This is a genomic window from Ruegeria sp. AP11, assembly GCF_056535865.1.
In genome coordinates, this window is the sequence record NZ_JBQFJB010000001.1 from 1,618,467 (window position 1) to 1,634,517 (window position 16,051).

The 16,051-nt window shown below is 60.0% G+C and carries 14 protein-coding genes; 7 read left to right on the forward strand and 7 right to left on the reverse strand.

From position 1 onward, the window contains the following. Nucleotides 1–61: 61 nt before the first annotated feature. The 3 genes from ACR3E4_RS08370 to ACR3E4_RS08380 are packed head-to-tail and all read left to right on the forward strand — an operon-like array spanning nucleotide 62 to nucleotide 3,641. Nucleotides 62–775, forward strand: a complete 714-nt coding sequence (locus tag ACR3E4_RS08370; protein ID WP_480534838.1) for a uroporphyrinogen-III synthase — start codon at nucleotides 62–64, stop codon at nucleotides 773–775. 54 nt (nucleotides 776–829) lie between these two features. Further along, entirely contained in the window at nucleotides 830–2,140 is a 1,311-nt protein-coding gene (locus ACR3E4_RS08375) for a COG4223 family protein (protein ID WP_480567074.1), read from the forward strand. A 10-nt stretch (nucleotides 2,141–2,150) separates the two neighbouring features. Then, on the forward strand, nucleotides 2,151–3,641 hold the full coding sequence (locus tag ACR3E4_RS08380; protein WP_480535767.1) for a heme biosynthesis HemY N-terminal domain-containing protein: 1,491 nt from the start codon (nucleotides 2,151–2,153) through the stop codon (nucleotides 3,639–3,641). A 19-nt stretch (nucleotides 3,642–3,660) separates the two neighbouring features. Here ACR3E4_RS08380 and ACR3E4_RS08385 read toward each other — a convergent pair whose 3' ends face one another. From ACR3E4_RS08385 to ACR3E4_RS08400, 4 genes are all read right to left on the reverse strand, one after another. Next, nucleotides 3,661–4,848 carry a CaiB/BaiF CoA transferase family protein gene (locus ACR3E4_RS08385; protein ID WP_480535765.1) on the reverse strand — a complete coding sequence of 396 codons (1,188 nt, stop codon included), beginning with the start codon at nucleotides 4,846–4,848 and terminating at the stop codon, nucleotides 3,661–3,663. Beyond that, nucleotides 4,838–6,349 carry a tripartite tricarboxylate transporter permease gene (locus tag ACR3E4_RS08390; RefSeq protein WP_480535763.1) on the reverse strand — a complete coding sequence of 504 codons (1,512 nt, stop codon included), beginning with the start codon at nucleotides 6,347–6,349 and terminating at the stop codon, nucleotides 4,838–4,840. The genes ACR3E4_RS08385 and ACR3E4_RS08390 overlap by 11 nt, the downstream gene beginning before the upstream one ends. Before the next feature lies 1 nt (nucleotide 6,350). Beyond that, complete coding sequence (locus ACR3E4_RS08395; protein ID WP_480535762.1) at nucleotides 6,351–6,833, reverse strand: tripartite tricarboxylate transporter TctB family protein; 483 nt, start codon at nucleotides 6,831–6,833, stop codon at nucleotides 6,351–6,353. Nucleotides 6,834–6,900: 67 nt separating this feature from the next. Continuing rightward, nucleotides 6,901–7,881 (reverse strand): Bug family tripartite tricarboxylate transporter substrate binding protein, encoded by a 981-nt coding sequence (locus ACR3E4_RS08400; protein ID WP_480535761.1) that lies wholly within the window; start codon nucleotides 7,879–7,881, stop codon nucleotides 6,901–6,903. A 109-nt stretch (nucleotides 7,882–7,990) separates the two neighbouring features. Between ACR3E4_RS08400 and ACR3E4_RS08405 the strand changes: the two genes are divergently transcribed. From ACR3E4_RS08405 to ACR3E4_RS08415, 3 genes are read left to right on the forward strand one after another with little or no spacing between them, the layout of a single operon-like run. Continuing rightward, nucleotides 7,991–8,659 (forward strand): response regulator transcription factor, encoded by a 669-nt coding sequence (locus tag ACR3E4_RS08405; protein WP_480535759.1) that lies wholly within the window; start codon nucleotides 7,991–7,993, stop codon nucleotides 8,657–8,659. Further along, a complete protein-coding gene (locus ACR3E4_RS08410) occupies nucleotides 8,649–10,016 on the forward strand; it encodes a sensor histidine kinase (RefSeq protein ID WP_480535757.1) in 1,368 nt (455 codons plus the stop codon). Before ACR3E4_RS08405 ends, ACR3E4_RS08410 begins: the two co-directional genes overlap by 11 nt. Next, the gene (locus ACR3E4_RS08415; RefSeq protein WP_480535756.1) at nucleotides 9,995–10,993 is read left to right on the forward strand and encodes an ABC transporter substrate-binding protein; all 999 of its coding nucleotides are present in this window, start codon (nucleotides 9,995–9,997) and stop codon (nucleotides 10,991–10,993) included. Before ACR3E4_RS08410 ends, ACR3E4_RS08415 begins: the two co-directional genes overlap by 22 nt. 52 nt (nucleotides 10,994–11,045) lie before the next feature. Here the strand turns inward: ACR3E4_RS08415 and ACR3E4_RS08420 are convergent, their stop codons facing one another. Genes ACR3E4_RS08420 through ACR3E4_RS08430 form a run of 3 tightly spaced genes read right to left on the reverse strand, consistent with a single transcriptional unit; the run spans nucleotide 11,046 to nucleotide 14,805 of the window. After that, nucleotides 11,046–11,804, reverse strand: coding sequence for a phosphate/phosphite/phosphonate ABC transporter substrate-binding protein (locus tag ACR3E4_RS08420; RefSeq protein ID WP_480535754.1), 759 nt, complete (start codon nucleotides 11,802–11,804; stop codon nucleotides 11,046–11,048). Further along, complete coding sequence (locus tag ACR3E4_RS08425; RefSeq protein ID WP_480535753.1) at nucleotides 11,801–12,418, reverse strand: response regulator transcription factor; 618 nt, start codon at nucleotides 12,416–12,418, stop codon at nucleotides 11,801–11,803. Before ACR3E4_RS08425 ends, ACR3E4_RS08420 begins: the two co-directional genes overlap by 4 nt. Then, nucleotides 12,415–14,805, reverse strand: coding sequence for an ATP-binding protein (locus ACR3E4_RS08430; protein WP_480535751.1), 2,391 nt, complete (start codon nucleotides 14,803–14,805; stop codon nucleotides 12,415–12,417). Before ACR3E4_RS08430 ends, ACR3E4_RS08425 begins: the two co-directional genes overlap by 4 nt. A 220-nt stretch (nucleotides 14,806–15,025) precedes the next feature. Here ACR3E4_RS08430 and ACR3E4_RS08435 point away from each other — a divergent pair, with 220 nt between their 5' ends. Further along, the gene (locus tag ACR3E4_RS08435; protein ID WP_480535750.1) at nucleotides 15,026–15,988 is read left to right on the forward strand and encodes a TAXI family TRAP transporter solute-binding subunit; all 963 of its coding nucleotides are present in this window, start codon (nucleotides 15,026–15,028) and stop codon (nucleotides 15,986–15,988) included. Nucleotides 15,989–16,051: the final 63 nt, after the last annotated feature.

A 16,051-nucleotide genomic window follows, 5' to 3' on the forward strand; every position in this document is an offset into this window, starting at 1 on the left:
TATCACCCTGCGCAGATGCAAACAATCCCAAGGCCGAAGGCGCCGATAGTTGTATTTGTTGATGATCCGCCCTCGCGCCGCCTCTGACAGGTTTGTCGCGCAACTGCCGGACCGCGTCAGATCGCGGGTCACGCCCCTCATTTCACCGTTGTTGGAGATCAAACCCCTGGCGGTTCCGGTTGAAACCCACGATGTCGGAGGCTTGATCTTTACCTCGGCCAACGGTGTCAACGCAGCAGCGGCACTGAATGTGGATCGGGATTTGCCTGCCTGGTGCGTGGGCCCGGCGACAACCGAAACCGCCAGCTCCGCCGGTTGGAGGGCCCAAATGGCAGGCGCAACCGCCGAGGAACTGATCGCCAGCCTGCTGCGTCTCAGGCCGCGCAGCCCGCTGCTGCATCTGCGCGGAGAACACAGTCGCGGCAATATTGCCGAACGGCTGACCGGCTCGGGCCTGACCACCCGCGAACAACCGGTTTACCAGCAGCACCTGCTGCCGTTGAGCGATGAGGCATCTTTGGCCGCCGAGGGGGACCAACCGGTCATAGCGCCGCTTTTCTCGCCCCGCTCGGCGCGACATTTTGCCGATGTCTGGGCAGGATCAGCCCCCCTTTGGCTGGCGGCGATCAGCGAGGCAGCGGCGGAACCCCTTAAATCCTTGGCTTTCGAACGGTTGAAGATTGCAAGTGAACCGAACCCGGACAAAATGCAGAAAGCCGTTAAAAAACTTGTGAAACATGCGATGCGGGTTGAGGGCGCGCCGGGTGCGGATTAACTTGGGTGGGTCTGTTGTTCATGTGTATTTGGAATCGATAAGGGGAATAAGGCGGTGGCTGATAAGAAAAAACCCGATCAGGAACCGGTCGAAGACCCCAGTGTCGAAGAAGTGGCAGAGGCCACCGATGCCGAGAGCACGGCTGTTTCGGATGACAATCCCGTTGACGCCGAGAGCCCAGCAGACGAGGTGACTTCCGAAGCCGAAGCCGAAGCCGAAGCCGAAGCCGAAGCCGAAGCCGAAGCCGAAGCCGAAGCCGAAGCCGAAGCCGAAGCCGAAGCCGAAGCCGAAGCCGAAGCCGAAGCCGAAGCCGAAGCCGAAGCCGAAGCCGAAGCCGAAGCCGAAGCCGAAGCCGAAGCCGTCGAAGAGAAAGTGATCGAGCGCACCGTCGAAAAACGCGGCGGGTTTATTCCCGCTCTGATCGGTGGAGTTGTGGCTGCGGGGATCGGGTTTGTCGTGGGCAATGGCGGGCTTTCGCCAAAGGGGACGGACAGCTCAGATGCTATTGCCGCGCTTGAGGCCAAGCTGACGGATCAATCGGACCAGATTGCCAAACTGGCCAAATCCCTGAGCGACAGCCCGGATATCTCGGGTCTGACGGATCAGATCAAGGCGCTTTCGGACAAGCTTTCGCCTGTTGAAAACGAACTGAGCACGGTCAAATCCAGCGTCGATTCGCTGTCCGGTCAGGTCGGACCGTTGGGCGACCGGCTCTCGGCACTTGAAGCGAATCCGATCGAGGCTGGCGTTTCGCCTGAAACCGCCGCCGCCTTTGAGGCTGAACTGAAAAAACTTCAGGACTCGCTGGCGGCACAGCGCAGCGAAGTAGAAAAGATGGTTGCAGATGCACAGGCGCTTGAGGCCAAAGCCTCGGCCGAGGCGCGTGCGGCGACCAATGCCGCAATCCTGTCGCGGTTGCATGGCCAGTTGGACGCAGGCCAGCCCTATTCAGAACTGGTCAGCGAGCTGAAAGCAGGTGGCGTTGAAATACCTGAGGCGCTGGCCGCAGCTGCCGATAACGGGGTTGAAACGCTCTCGGCCCTGCGGGCCTCTTTCGCGCCGGCTGCGCGCTCGGCGTTGGCGGATGCCCGCGATGCGGATAAGGGCACAGGACTGGTTGCGTTCCTGCAGCGCCAGACCGGCGCCCGCTCGGTGACACCGCAAGAGGGCGACGACCCGGATGCCATCTTGTCGCGTGCCCAGGCGGCGCTTGCGGATGGTGATCTGTCCAAAGCGCTGAGCGATTTGAACTCTTTGCCCGAAGCGGCGCAGACCGCGTTGGCGGATTGGACGCAGGCGGCACAAACGCGGCTTTCGGCTGTTGAAGCTGCGAATACGCTGGCGTCTAGCCTGAACTCGAACTGAAGGACCTGCCATGCTGTGGTCATTGTTAAAGATCCTTGTTTTTGTTGCGATTATCGGCCTGCTGGCCATAGGCGCCGGGTATCTGATGGAAACCAGCGGCGGGGTGCAGATCACCGTCGCGGGCACCGAATACACGCTGGGGCCGCTGCAATCGGTGATCGCGCTGGGCGTGCTGGTGTTTGCGGTCTGGCTGTTCTTCAAGCTGCTGACGCTGCTGGTGGCGACGCTGAAATTCCTCAACGGCGATGAAACCGCCCTGTCGCGATATTTCGACCGCAGCCGCGAGCGGCGCGGCTATCAGGCGCTGGCTGATGGGCTGATGGCGCTGGCCTCGGGCGAAGGGCGTGTGGCGATGACCAAGGCCAGCAAGGCCGAGAAGCTGTTGAACAAGCCCGAATTGACCAACCTTCTGGTGGCGCAGGCCGCCGAGATGACCGGCGACACCAAGAAGGCGGAAGAGACCTACAAGAAACTGGTGACCAACAACGCAACCCGGTTCGTGGGTGTGCGCGGGATCATGAAGCAAAAGCTCGCCTCAGGTGATGACGACACCGCGCGCAAGCTGGCCGAAAAGGCGCTGGCGCTGAAACCCCGCCATGAAGAGACGCAGGATATCCTGTTGAACCTGCAGACCAAGGCGCAGGATTGGGCCGGCGCGCGCTCGACTTTGACCTCGAAGCTGAAAGCGGGCCATTTGCCGCGCGATGTGTTCAAACGGCGTGATGCGGTTCTGGCGCTGTCGGAGGCCAAGGAGATTCTGGCAGAAGGTGCTACTGTCGAACAGCAAGAGCACGCGATCGAAGCCAACCGCTTGTCACCTGATCTGGTGCCTGCCGCGGCGATGGCGGCACGGGCCTATATCGAAAAGGGTAAGGCGCGTGCGGCGACCAAGATCCTGAAGAAAGCGTGGGAGGTGCAGCCGCATCCTGATCTGGCCCATGCCTTTGCCGAGATTGCGCCCGAGGAATCGCCGGAGCAGCGGATCAAGCGTTTCACAGCGCTGACGCGCATTCACCCGGAAAACATGGAAACCCGCCTGATCGTGGCAGAACTGAACATCGTGGCCGAAGACTTCCCCGAGGCGCGTCGTGCGCTGGGCGATGTGGTTGAAACGCAGGGCGATGCACGTGCCTATACGTTGATGGCGGCGATTGAACGGGGCGAAGGTGCCTCGGACGCGGTGGTGCAGGGATGGCTGGCCAAGGCGCTGAACGCGCCGCGCGGGCCGCAATGGGTTTGTGACAATTGTCATGACATTCAGCCCGAATGGGGTCCGGTCTGTCAGAACTGTGGCAGCTTCGATACGCTCAGCTGGCAAACGCCGCAGACACCTGAAATCGCCAGCGCGACGGGTGTGCATATGTTGCCGTTGATTGTCGGCGCGCTTGAGGATCAGTCTGAAGTCGAAGAAGAACCGGGAGACGCCGAAGAGCCGGAGGCGGAAGAGGTGATCGAGGTGCAGGCTGAGCCGGTTGAGGTTGAGGACGAGAAGCGGGCTTAACACGCCACGACAGCCTCACTCATATAATTCCCTCATGTTTCAGGACATCGATATCGGCGTCCGACAAGCCAAGCTCGGACCAGATCGCCGCATTGTCGGCTCCGAGCGGGGGTGGGGCGGTCTGTGGCATCCTGCGCGCACCATCCATGACCACCGGACTACCCGTAAGACGCATGTCTTCACCGTGCACGGAAAGGGCACCAATCAGTCCCCGCCCGGCCAGTTGCGCGTCCGACAAAGCCTGTGGTACCGTCAACACCGGCCCTGTTGGAACGCCAAGCGCGTTCAGTTCACGGACCCAGTCAGCGGAGGGACGGGTGGTCAGCGTGCGCTCAAGCTCGTGCCTCAGGGCATGACGGTTTTGCTTGCGATCTTCGCGGGTTTCATAGTCGGGATGGGTCAGCAAATCGGCGCGGCCCAGATGTTTTGCCAAAGCTTGCCATTGCTCATCCCGATTGGCCGCAATGTTGATTGGGCTGTCAGATGTGGCAAAGGTTCCCGAAGGGGCCGAGGTGGTGTTTTCGTTGCCATGGGCACCCGGCAGAACATCCCCCAGAAGATAGTTCGACACGACCCATCCCATGGTCGAGACAACGGCTTCGGTCATGGCAATGTCCAGAAATGCTCCGCGCGGATTGGCGTTCAGCGCCGCGCTGATCGCAAAGGCTGCAGTCAACCCGCCAACCGTATCGGCCAGAGGATAGCCAACCCGGTAAGGTGCCGTATCGGGCGCGCCAGTGATCGACATAGCGCCGCTTAGGCCCTGAACAATCTGGTCATAAGCCGGATCGTCGCGGCGCGGCCCGGTCTGACCGAAGCCGCTGATCGCGCAATAGATCAGGTTGGGGTTTTTATCGCGCAATGCCTCATAACCCAGCCCCAGCCGTTCCATCACGCCGGGGCGAAAGTTCTCGACCAGAACGTCGGCAGTTCGCACCAGCTTTTTGAGCAGCTCCTTGCCCTGCGCGGCCTTCAGGTTCAGAGTGACCGAATTCTTGTCGGCATTCTGCGCTAGAAAGCTGATACCCATTCCGGCCTTGTTGCGCTTGGGGTCCGCGCCCAGCACACGGGCCAGATCACCGCTGCCGGGGCGTTCGACCTTAATGACTTCGGCGCCCATCAGCGCCAGTTGATAGCAACAATAGGGGCCCGCCAGAACATTGGTCAGGTCAAGGACGCGGACCCCTGAAAGTGGCTCAGTCGCCATCTGCGATCCCGGTCGCCCGTGCCCGTGCGCGACGTGCGCGGTAGCTTGGCAGCAGAACCAGCAGCACTGCAATGACCAGCAGGCCCAGCGTCATCGGACGTTCCCAGATAAACGCGATACCGTCATAAAGCTGCATGGAGCGCGCGAAATTGTCCTCCATCATGCCGCCAAGGATAAAACCGATCAGCAAGGGGGCGAGCGGGTAATCCGCGAATTTCAGCGCCGTCGCACAGACCCCGAAGCCGACCAGTATCAACAGTTCGGTGGCGTTGTTCTGGCCGATATAGGCCCCCATCAGGGTGAAGAACAGGATGAACGGGATCAGATAGTTGCGCGGAACGGCCAGCACTTTGGCGATGTAGGGGATCAGCGGCAGGTTCAGGATCAGCAGAACCAGGTTGCCTATGAACATCGACATGATGACTGCCCAGAAAATCTGCGGCTCATCAATCATCAGGCGCGGGCCCGGTGTGACGTTCAGAGCGATCAGCGCACCAAGCAGGATGGCGGTGGTGCCGGAACCGGGAATACCCAGAGTCAGCAGAGGCACAAAAGACCCGGTACAGGCCGCGTTATTCGCAGCCTCAGGCGCGGCAAGGCCTTTGATCGACCCCTTGCCGAACTCTTCTTGCTCTTCTTTTGGGGCAATGTTGCGCTCGACCGCATAACCGAGAAAGCTGGCGATGGTCGCGCCGGCACCCGGCAGGACGCCGATGAAGAAGCCCTGCGTTGACTGGCGTCCTATGACCGGCGCGATGGCTTTCGCCTCTTCTTTCGTGATGCGCAGGTCTTTGATTTCACCGTCATCCCCCTGCAGGTCCTTGGGCTTAAGGACAAGGAACAGCGCCTCGGGCAGGGCGAACATTGCCATCGCCAGTGTGATGAAGCCAAAACCGGATTGCAGGTCCATGATGCCCATGGTGAAGCGCGGCAGGTTGAACAGCGCACCCTCGCCAACGGTGGCCATGATCAGGCCGAGGATGGTCATGATCAGCGCCTTGGCCACCTGACCCGAACCCGCGAAGGCGGCGATGGCAGACAGGCCGACAACCATCAGCGCGAAATATTCGGCGGAATGGAACAACAGCGCGACCGAGGACAGGGCGGGGGCGAATACCATCAAAAGGATCGCACCCAGCGTACCACCGGCGAAACTGGCAATTGCGGCAATGGTCAGCGCCTTACCGGCCTTACCTTGCCGCGCCATCGGATAGCCGTCAAAGCTTGAGGCCACAGTACCTGCGACCCCCGGCGCGTTCAGCAGGATGGACGAGGTCGACCCCCCGAAAATCGCGCCGTAATAAACCCCGGCCAACAGGATCAGCGCCGCCGAGGGGTCGCCCATCGAAATCGCCACCGGGATCATGATCGCGATAATCGACATCGGACCCAGTCCGGGCAACATGCCGATAAACGTGCCGATCAGGCAGCCCGCTACCACCATCAGTAGGTTTTGGAGTGAGAATGCCGTTTGCAGGCCAATCAGAAGTCCTTCGAGCATGTCAGCCTCCGAAAATGCCCGGCAGGGGGCGCATGTAAATTCCAAGAACTTGCTGAACCAGATACCAGACTGATCCGGTCGCGATCAGGGCGACGGGCAGCATGATATGCCACTTGCGCTCACCCAGAATGTAGGACCCGATGATCAGGAAGGCCGAGGTTGCGATCAGAAAGCCGACCGGGCGCAGGCACAAGGCGTAGACGACCATCAATACAAGCAGCGAAACCGCCTGGCCCAGATGGTATTCGCCCAGACGTCGGTAATCGATCTCTGCCTCTTTCAACTCGCTCTTCTCAAAGCCCAGCAGGATGATTGTTGTGGCGATGATCCCCAGAATGGACAGAACCTTGGGGAAGGTGCTGGGCCATATCGGGTTTCGTTGCATGAAAGGGGGCAGGCTGCCGTCCATGGTGAACCAGGCCGCATAGCCATAGGTCAGACAAATCCCCAGCAGAACAAGCGCGATCCAGCGATCCAGCGCCATGGCGTCCCCTCCCATATTGTGGTTGTTTGTGGGGGCAGAGCGGTTGTCCGCTCTGCCAAAGCCGCCTTTAGAGGAAGCCCAGTTTCTTCATCAGATCGCTGATCTGCTTTTCCTGATCTTCGAGGAAAGCCTCAAAATCAGCGCCCGAGTTGTGGATGTTCACCCAACCATTGCGGGCGCGCACCTCTTCCCATTCGGGCGTGTCGTACATCTTGGTGATGGCGTCCTGATATGCGGCCAGCTTGTCTTCGGGCAGTCCGGGGGCGGCGAAGAACCCGCGCCAGTTGACGAAGGTGGTGTCGATCCCCTGTTCCTTCATGGTCTGGGCATCGGGTGCTGCATCCACACGCTCTTCGGCGGTGACGCCGATGATCTTCACCTCACCCTGATTGGCCAGATCGACCGCCTCCGAGAAACCGGTCGACAGGGCCGCGATTTCGCCGGACAGCAGCGCCGCCATGGCTTTTCCGCCCGCATCATAGGGGATGTATTTGACGCCCAGCGCGTCCTTGCCAGCCGCTTCCATCACCATGGCCGCAACTAGATGGTCCATGCCGCCCGGGACCGAGCCGCCGCCGATTGCGGTGGCACCCGGATCCGCGTCATAAGCTGCCAGCAGATCTGCCATCGAGTTGATCGAGCTGTCCTTGCCAACTACGATGGCCGCATAGTCGCCGATGGTGCCCGACACCAGGGTCAGGTCGCGGAAGTTATGCGGGAACACGCCTGTCAGCGACCGGATCACGATGGGCGTTGAGTTCACCATCAGGGTTCCATGGTTGCTGTCGGCGTTTTCGATCAGATAGCCGATGGCCTTACCGCCACCGCCGCCTGACATGTTCTCGTAAGAAGCGGTGCCGACCAGCCCTGCGTTGGTCAGGGCCTCTCCGGTGCCGCGCGCGGTGCCGTCCCAGCCGCCGCCAGCGCCGCCGGGGATCAGAAAGTGGATGCTGTCCATCACCTGATCCTGCGCCAGTGCAGGTCCGGTCAGGCCAATAGCAGCCACCGCTGCGATCAGGGCGCGACGGCCCAGTGTGAATGTAGTCATGATGTCCTCCCATTTGACATCCGGCCGCGGGGCGGCTCAGATTACTCCGAAGTTTAAACACACGAACCTGACATCAACCTGTCACGCGTTAGGATACGCCCCGGCCCTCATGAAATTCCTTTTGGTCGAAGATAACCTGGATCTTGCAAACGCCATGTGTACACGTATGCGTCAGGACGGCCATGTTGTTGATCACGCAGCGAAATTGGACGATGCGACGGCTTATGCCGATATCGAAGAATATGATCTGATCCTGCTGGACATCATGCTGCCCGATGGCGACGGGCGGGACTTTCTGCAACGTCACCGGGCCCGTGATCCAGACACTCCGGTCATCGTTCTGACCGCGCGCAGTCAGGTTTCGGATCGAATCGGATCGCTGGATCTGGGGGCGGATGATTATGTGACCAAACCCTTTGATCACGCCGAGCTTGAGGCCCGCTGCCGCGCTGTCCTGCGCCGCAAATCCGGTATCGCCAGGTCACGGATCGAGGTTGGCGGGATCGTGTTCGACCCGGTGGCCGGTCATCTGAGCGTCCGGGGCGAAACGATATCCCTGCGCAATCGCGAGCTGCGGATGATGGAGCTTTTTATCAACGCCCCCGGTCAGGTCTTTTCGAAACAGAAGCTGGCCGACAGGTTGTTTTCTTACGACGACAACGTCTCGGACAACGCGATCGAGGTCTATGTGGGCCGGTTGCGCAAGCACCTTGAAAAGTCCGAGTTGAAAATCACCACCCTGCGCGGGTTGGGCTACAGGCTGGACCATGACGGTTAGCCCGGCAGTTTCAGGATCGCTCAGAAATCGTCTGGTGCTGGCACTGATCAGCGGCGCGGCGCTGCTGGCCGTTCTATTGTTCTTCGCGGTCCGAAATTATGCAGCACAAGTGGCGCAGCAGGGGCAGGACAACATCCTTGGTGCCTCGGCGGCGTCGATCCTCGACGCGGCGGCGCTGCGCGACGGGCAGTTGGAGATCGATATCCCTTATGCCGCATTTTCCATGCTGGCGACCCCATCGGATGACCGGGTTTTCTATGCGATCTTTCAGGATGGCGCGTTCATATCGGGATATGAGGACCTTCAGCATGCTCAAGACGCAAACGATGGCAACTGGACCTTTGGCGCCGGCGAGCTGCGGGGCGAGCGCATTCGTCAGGTTAACGCCAGCCGCACTCTGGTCGGTCTGGGCCGTCAGACAGAGATCGAGGTTGCGCTTGCGCAGACGCAGGATGCGCTGGCGGAAACGCTGGATCAGATTTCGCGCAATGCGGCGTTTCTTGGGATCGGGTTTTTTGTGCTGACAGCAGCCCTGTCTTTCTGGGTCACAACCGCAACCATCGGGCAGCTAAACAAGCTGACGACATCGGTGACCCGTCGCGGTCCGCAGGACCTGAGCCCATTCCGAAAACCGGTGCCCAAGGAAATGGCACCTTTGGTGTCTTCGCTGAATTCCCTGATGGGGCGGCTTGATCAGTCGCTCAGCCAGTCCGAGGATTTCATCGCCGAGGCGGCGCACCGGGTGCGGACACCTCTGGCAACCGTCCGGTCCTATGCCGAGGCGACCCTGCAGCGGGTCGAACGCAAGGAAAACCGCGAAGCTTTGCGTGCGATGGTACGAGCCATCGACGAAAGTTCTCGTGCGGCGGGGCAATTGCTGGATCATGCCATGATCACCTTCCGGGCTGATCATCTGGAACGAGAGGAACTTGACCTTATCGCCCTGACCCAAGAGCTTGTGCAGCGCCTGACGCCCATCGCCGAGATGAAAGACCTGTCACTGTCTCTGACGGGCGATGCCTCTGTGCGGTATTCGGGCGACCCGATCCTGCTGCAGAATGCGGTGCGCAACATGGTCGACAACGCGTTGAAATACGCACCCCCCGACAGCACGGTCGAGATCAATGTCTCGGCGAACCCTCAGATTCAGATCAGCGTCATGGACTCGGGCCCCGGGTTTCCGCCCGATGAGATTGGCATGCTGACCCGCCGGTTTGAGCGCGGCCAGAACGCCGCTGGGACCATCGGCTCGGGCCTTGGGCTGACCATCGTGCAGGACGTGGCAACCGCGCATGGCGGTGCGCTTGTTCTGACCAACCAACCAGAGGGCGGCGCATGCGTTATCTTATCGCTCTGATCCTGTTGCTGCTGCCGCATGTGGGAACAGCCGAGGACTGGGAGGATCGTCAACTGTTCAATGACAGTGCCGATGGCGTACCGTTGCGCGTCATTTCCAGCACCGACACCATTCTGTTCGCGCCGTTCATCGAAGCATTTATCGTAGAGAATCCCCAGATTAGTGTCGAATATTTGGTGTCTGGCACTGCAGATATCTATGAACGCGTGCGCGCAACACCCCAAGAGTTCGATGTCGTCATCTCAAGCGCGATGGATCTGCAGTTGAAACTGGCCAATGACGGTTACGCGCTGCCGCTGGACGGTATGCCCGTCCCCGCATGGGCGCAGTGGCACGACAGCCTGTTCGCCTTCACCTCTGAACCTGCCACCATTGTGGTCAATCGGGCCGCCTTTGCGGATCAGCCTGTTCCGCAAACACGTCAGGGCCTGATCGAAGCGCTGCGCGAACGGCCCGAGACGTTTCGTGGCAAGGTCGGAACCTATGATGTGCGCCAATCCGGACTGGGTTATCTGTTCGCCACGCAAGATGCCCGCGCGTCAGAAACCTATTGGCGCCTGATGGAGGTGATGGGCAGTCTGGGTGTCCGGTTGTATTGCTGTTCCGGCGACATGATCCGCGACCTCGCAGACGGGACAATACTGGTCGCCTATAACGTGCTGGGCAGCTATGCGGCGGTTCAGGCCGAAGGCAAGGACACGCTTGAGATCGTATTACCGTCTGATTTTCAAACCACGATGATGCGCACCGTCATGGCCCTTGATGCCACGCAGCAACCCGATGTTGCTGAGTTGTTTGTTCGCTCCCTGATAACCGGTATGGCGCAATCCCCCAAGACGACGCCGCTGCCTGTACTTTCGCAATCGGGTGAGGGCGAGCAGGAGGCGATCGGCCTGAACCCGGCTTTGCTGACCTATCTGGATGATCTCAAACGCAGAAAGTTCATCTCGGCCTGGGAAAATGCGGTTATCCAATAGTGATGTCTGCCCTGATTGTCCCGTGCGAACCGGTTTTCTGACGTGCGACGTGTCAGAGCACCTGGTCCTGTTCGGGCGGGTTGGGGATGGCGAGGTATCGAGCTTTGGGTATGCGCACGATCCCGCACAGCCCCAGCGCCGTCCGGTCTGGCGGCTCCAGTTGATCAATCGCAGATTGGACCGCAGCAAAGATGGCGACTGCGTCGTTTCGCTGCGATGTGATCAGGGGAAGCCCGGGTGTGGGATTGGTCCAGTCCAGCACGCGCAGGCCTGCTGCCCAATCCTCATGCGCGCAGATCAAACGCCAAGATACCGCATCCAGCGCAGCGATGTCGGCCCGGCCCTCGGCAACTGCGCGGGCCGAGTTCAGATGGCCTTCGGTCTGCAGGCGGTTGCTGAACCAGAACCCGTGCGGGGCAAGGTGCCAATAGGGCGCAGCATAGCCTGATTGCGAGAAAGTTTGATTGTAGGCGAACTTTGCGTCCCGAAACGCAGTCAGATCGTCGCGCGGATCATCTGCGCGCACGACCAAAGCGCTTCGGTAATAGCCGGGCGAGCATCCTTCAAGGCCGTAATCCGGTGTGCCGATAAGCTGCACCTTGTCATGCAGCCACAAGCGATAGGGCATGCCACAGGTCTGGCTGAGCACCAGATCGGGGTGCCGCCACACAGAAAATTCATCGGCCTGTTGTGACAGGTGCTGGGGGCTGTCGATGCCGGCATGGCTCAGGTTATTGCGGATCAGGGTCCAATACCGCTCATGCGCGCCTTCAAGCTGCGGGCGGGCATACATCATCAGGTTGGCGATCATTGCATATGCCCGAACAACTCATAAAGCTCGATGGTGGTTTTTACCCCGACCTTCTGCTGAATACGTCCACGATGTATCTCGACCGTGCGCGGGCTGATGCCCAGTTCGGCGGCGATCTCTTTGCTTGAGGTGCGGGCAGGATGGGTCAGGATATGCTGCAGCACTTCCTCTTCCCGTTCGGTTAGCAGGCCGCGCTTGTCCTCCAGCGCCTGCCGCCGCGCCTTTTCCGCACGCAGGTCTTTGCCTACCTCCCAGGCGGCTTCGATGCGTTCGATCAGCACGCTCAGGTCAAACGGCTTGACCAGAAAATCAATCGCCCCTGCTTTGGTGGCGCGCACCGATTCAGGAATTCCACCGTGCCCCGAGATAAAGATGATCGGAAGGGTCGAGTTCTGCCGGACCAGATGATCCTGCAACTCCAGTCCGTCCATCCCAGGCATACCATAGTCCAGGATCAGGCAGCCCGCAGCATCTTCGTCAACCTGATCCAGAAAGGACTGAGCGTCGGGGAAATGCGCCACCTTCATGCCGCGCTTACCAAGCGAGCGGGACAGGGCGATGCGCACATCGTCATCGTCGTCCACAATGAAAACGATAAGAGGTTCTGCTGTCATGACATGCCGTCCTCGGCCCGGTCGCTGCGACGCAGGGTAAAACAGAACCGCGCACCGCTGCCTTCGGTCGGGTCGTGCCAGATACGGCCACCATTGGCTTTGACGATGGTTCGGCAGATCGACAGGCCCAATCCCATCCCGTCGGTTTTTTGGGTATCAAACATATTGAACAGGGTTACATCCTCGTTAACACCAGGCCCGTTGTCCTGGACCCGGACCTCGACACATTCTTCGCTGACCAGCGTGGAGATTGTGATCCGGCCCGCCCCACCCGGAACACGGGCCAGCGCATCGATAGCATTTCGCAGCAGATTGACCAGTACCTGCGCGATCTGGGTCCGGTTGCCGATGACCTGAGGCAGGGCGGTTTCGGCGTAGGTCAGTCTGATGTCGTGCAGCTTGGCCTCAGCCTCCATCAGCGTGACAGTTTGCCGGATCAGCCCGCCCAGCTCGAATGCGGTCTGCCGACCGCGATCTTTACGCACCACCTCGCGCAGTGCACGGATAATGTCGCCCGCGCGGCGCGACTGGCGGTCTATATCGGACAGGATCTCGTTCAACTCGGGATCAGGGTCACCGATTTCATCGAGCGTGATCTTCGCCGCATCGACATTGTAGGAAATCGCGCTGAGCGGCTGGTTCAGCTCATGCGCCAGCCCCGAGGCCATCTCGCCCATCAGATTGACCCGCGCCACATGGGACAGGTCGCGGCTGAGACGGCTGGCTTCGTCCTCGGCCTGCTTGCGGTCGCTGACATTGTCGATGATGGCAACCGCGTGATCCGGCACACCGTTTTCATCGCGGATCAGGATTGCATTCACGCGCAGCCATATGGTCGATCCGTCTTTGCGGATGAACTGGTTTTCCGCGATGAACTCGGAATCCTGCAGCAGCGTTTCGCGGAACTTCACCGCGATCTGCTGGCCGTCTTCCGGCAGGATGTCCGCCAGTGTAATCTTTTCAAGCTCGTCCGGGCTGTACCCCATAATGTCGCAGAGCTGTTCGTTCACCCGCTGGAACTGTCCGGTTTCGGGTGCAATCTGCGCCATCCCGCGCGAGGCCAGATCGAAGGTGCGGCCATAAGCAGTTTCAAAGCGTTGCCGTTGCCGAACTTCCTGCGCCAGCGCTGCGCCGGTATCTTCAAGTTCGCGGTAGGGGCTGTGCAAGCCCTCATCGGGTGTGATTTCGCCGCTGGACAGGCGTTGGGTCTGACTGGCAAAGGTGCGTACCGGGGCATAGATCCGGTCGGCCAGTGCCAGACCAACGGCCCCGGTCAGGATGGCGATAGATATGGCGATCCAGATACCCTGCACACGGTTTTTCTTGATCTCACCGATGAAATTGTCTTCGGCGGCATAAAGCCCGATCAACCAGCGCAAGCCGGGCTCAGACACTTCGATCAGCATGGCAACATAATCCTGCCCACGCAGTTCGAAATCCGTATGAACGGGGCCTTCGACCCCGGCCATGCTGGTGTGCGGCAACGTACCGAAGGCCGCGCGGGCCAGCGGGTCGTCGATCTGGTCCACCATCGGCAGTTCCAGGGTGTCCAGCCCCCCGTTCTGTTCAATCAGAACCAGCGTCGGATGGGCCAGAACCGAGCCGTCTTCGTTCAGCACCAGCGCCGCACCGCGCCGTTCCGACCAGATATCCAGCAAAAAGCCCGACAGCGCGTCAATCTGGATATCGACCCCCAGAATGGCCCGGATGTTTCCGGCCTGATCCAGCACCGGGACCGCATAGGTAATCCCCGGCTGGCGCGCTGAGTAGAAAATATAGGGCTGAGTCCAGATCGGCGCCTTCGTCTCGCTTACCATTCTGAACCACGGGCGGGTGCGGGCCTCATAAGTGTCGGTCTGCGTTTCTGCGGTCTCAAGCAAAGTGAAACGATCATTGCGCCACTGGAAGTCGGCGGGATGTTCGCTCAGCCCGTATTCAAAGGGCGGGATCACCTTGGTCCGATAGCGCCCCGGCTCTTCGGTGCGCATGACATAGACGAAACGACCGCTGTCGTCGGCCAGATACAGCCCTGCCAGCTGCGGTGCGACCTGCAATTGCTGGAAAAAGTGGCTTTCCAGCCCAGCGGTATCATTGATGTTCAGCACATCGTTTTCCGCCAGACGCCGGGTTGCATCCAGCGCCTGCCGTGCCGGGTTCAGGAAGTTCTTAACCTGACCGATGACATTTACACTGACCTCGTTCAGTGAGGTGCGCGATTGCCGCAGCAGCGCGTTTTCCGAGCTGACAAAGGTCGACAGCGTTACAGTCAAAACAGCAATGAACTGCAGCCCGGCCAGACACAAGGCCAGTGTGGCGCGCAGCGACCTGTGCCTGCGCGAAGACCCGGCTTGATCCCGACGTATGTCCTGTTGCGCTGTGGTGTCCAATCTTCAGTCCGGATCGTCTCTGCAATTGGGCGGGGACCCCGATGTGAACCCCATTTAACCCAACACTATACGTAATCTACCGTATAGACACCTGCTGTTTGGTTTCGCTTTCCTCTTTACCATCCGGGGGGCCTGATTCCAGTGCGATTTTTTCTGTTGTGTTCTGAACGGTTTCAGGCGCCCCAACAGATCAAAAAAGACTGACAACAGGAGTGTCAAAGTGTTCAAGAAATCCTCAATTACCGCATTTGCCGCGGCGGCCCTGATGGCACCAGCGGCATATGCAGAAGAGTTTATCACGATCGGAACCGGCGGCGTTACGGGTGTGTATTACCCGACGGGTGGCGCGATCTGCCGTCTGGTCAACAAGGGCCGGAAAGAGCACGGGGTCCGGTGTTCGGTGGAATCGACCGGGGGGTCGGTTTACAACATCAACACCATTCGCGAAGGCGAGCTTGAGTTTGGTGTGGCCCAGTCGGACTGGCAGTACCACGCCTATAACGGCAGCTCGAAATTCGAAGAGGCCGGCCCGTTTGAGAATCTGCGCGCCGTGTTCTCGGTCCACCCGGAGCCGTTCACGGTAGTGGCGCGTGCCGATGCAGGCATAACCAACTTCGAAGACCTGAAGGGCAAGCGCGTCAACATTGGTAACCCTGGTTCCGGTCAGCGCGGCACCATGGAGGTTCTGCTGGGCGAAATGGGCTGGACCACTGGTGATTTCGAACTGGCGACCGAGCTGAAAGCGGCTGAACAGTCGGCAGCCCTGTGCGACAACCAGATCGATGCGATGGTGTATACGGTCGGTCACCCCTCGGGTTCGATTCAGGAAGCAACCACTGCGTGCGACTCGGTTCTGGTGAATGTCAGCGGCGATGCGGTCAGCAAGCTGGTAGACGACAACTCGTTCTACCGTACCGCAACCATCCCCGGTGGTATGTACCGTGGTTCGGATGGCGACACCCAGACCTTTGGTGTGGGCGCGACCTTCGTGACCTCGGCGGATGTGTCCGAGGATGCGGTCTATGCGGTTGTGAGCTCGGTCTTCGAAAACTTCGATGACTTCAAAAAGCTGCACCCGGCTTTCGCCAACCTCAAGCCTGAAGAGATGATCGCGGATGGCCTGTCGGCTCCGCTGCATCCGGGTGCCGAGAAATACTACAAGGAAAAAGGCTGGATTCAGTAAGCCAGACCTGACGCGGGGCGCCTTCAGGGGCGCCCCGGTTCATATCCGGGAGAAACCGGTGAC

Bases quoted from the DNA above. Each gene is read 5' to 3' on its own strand.
- ACR3E4_RS08415 (WP_480535756.1), top strand. From the start codon at position 9,995: ATGCGTTATCTTATCGCTCTGATCCTGTTGCTGCTGCCGCATGTGGGA.
- ACR3E4_RS08410 (WP_480535757.1), top strand. From the start codon at position 8,649: ATGACGGTTAGCCCGGCAGTTTCAGGATCGCTCAGAAATCGTCTGGTG.
- ACR3E4_RS08420 (WP_480535754.1), bottom strand. From the start codon at position 11,804: ATGATCGCCAACCTGATGATGTATGCCCGCCCGCAGCTTGAAGGCGCG.
- ACR3E4_RS08385 (WP_480535765.1), bottom strand. From the start codon at position 4,848: ATGGCGACTGAGCCACTTTCAGGGGTCCGCGTCCTTGACCTGACCAAT.
- ACR3E4_RS08380 (WP_480535767.1), top strand. From the start codon at position 2,151: ATGCTGTGGTCATTGTTAAAGATCCTTGTTTTTGTTGCGATTATCGGC.
- ACR3E4_RS08395 (WP_480535762.1), bottom strand. From the start codon at position 6,833: ATGGCGCTGGATCGCTGGATCGCGCTTGTTCTGCTGGGGATTTGTCTG.
- ACR3E4_RS08405 (WP_480535759.1), top strand. From the start codon at position 7,991: ATGAAATTCCTTTTGGTCGAAGATAACCTGGATCTTGCAAACGCCATG.
- ACR3E4_RS08400 (WP_480535761.1), bottom strand. From the start codon at position 7,881: ATGACTACATTCACACTGGGCCGTCGCGCCCTGATCGCAGCGGTGGCT.
- ACR3E4_RS08390 (WP_480535763.1), bottom strand. From the start codon at position 6,349: ATGCTCGAAGGACTTCTGATTGGCCTGCAAACGGCATTCTCACTCCAA.
- ACR3E4_RS08425 (WP_480535753.1), bottom strand. From the start codon at position 12,418: ATGACAGCAGAACCTCTTATCGTTTTCATTGTGGACGACGATGACGAT.
- ACR3E4_RS08370 (WP_480534838.1), top strand. From the start codon at position 62: ATGATCCGCCCTCGCGCCGCCTCTGACAGGTTTGTCGCGCAACTGCCG.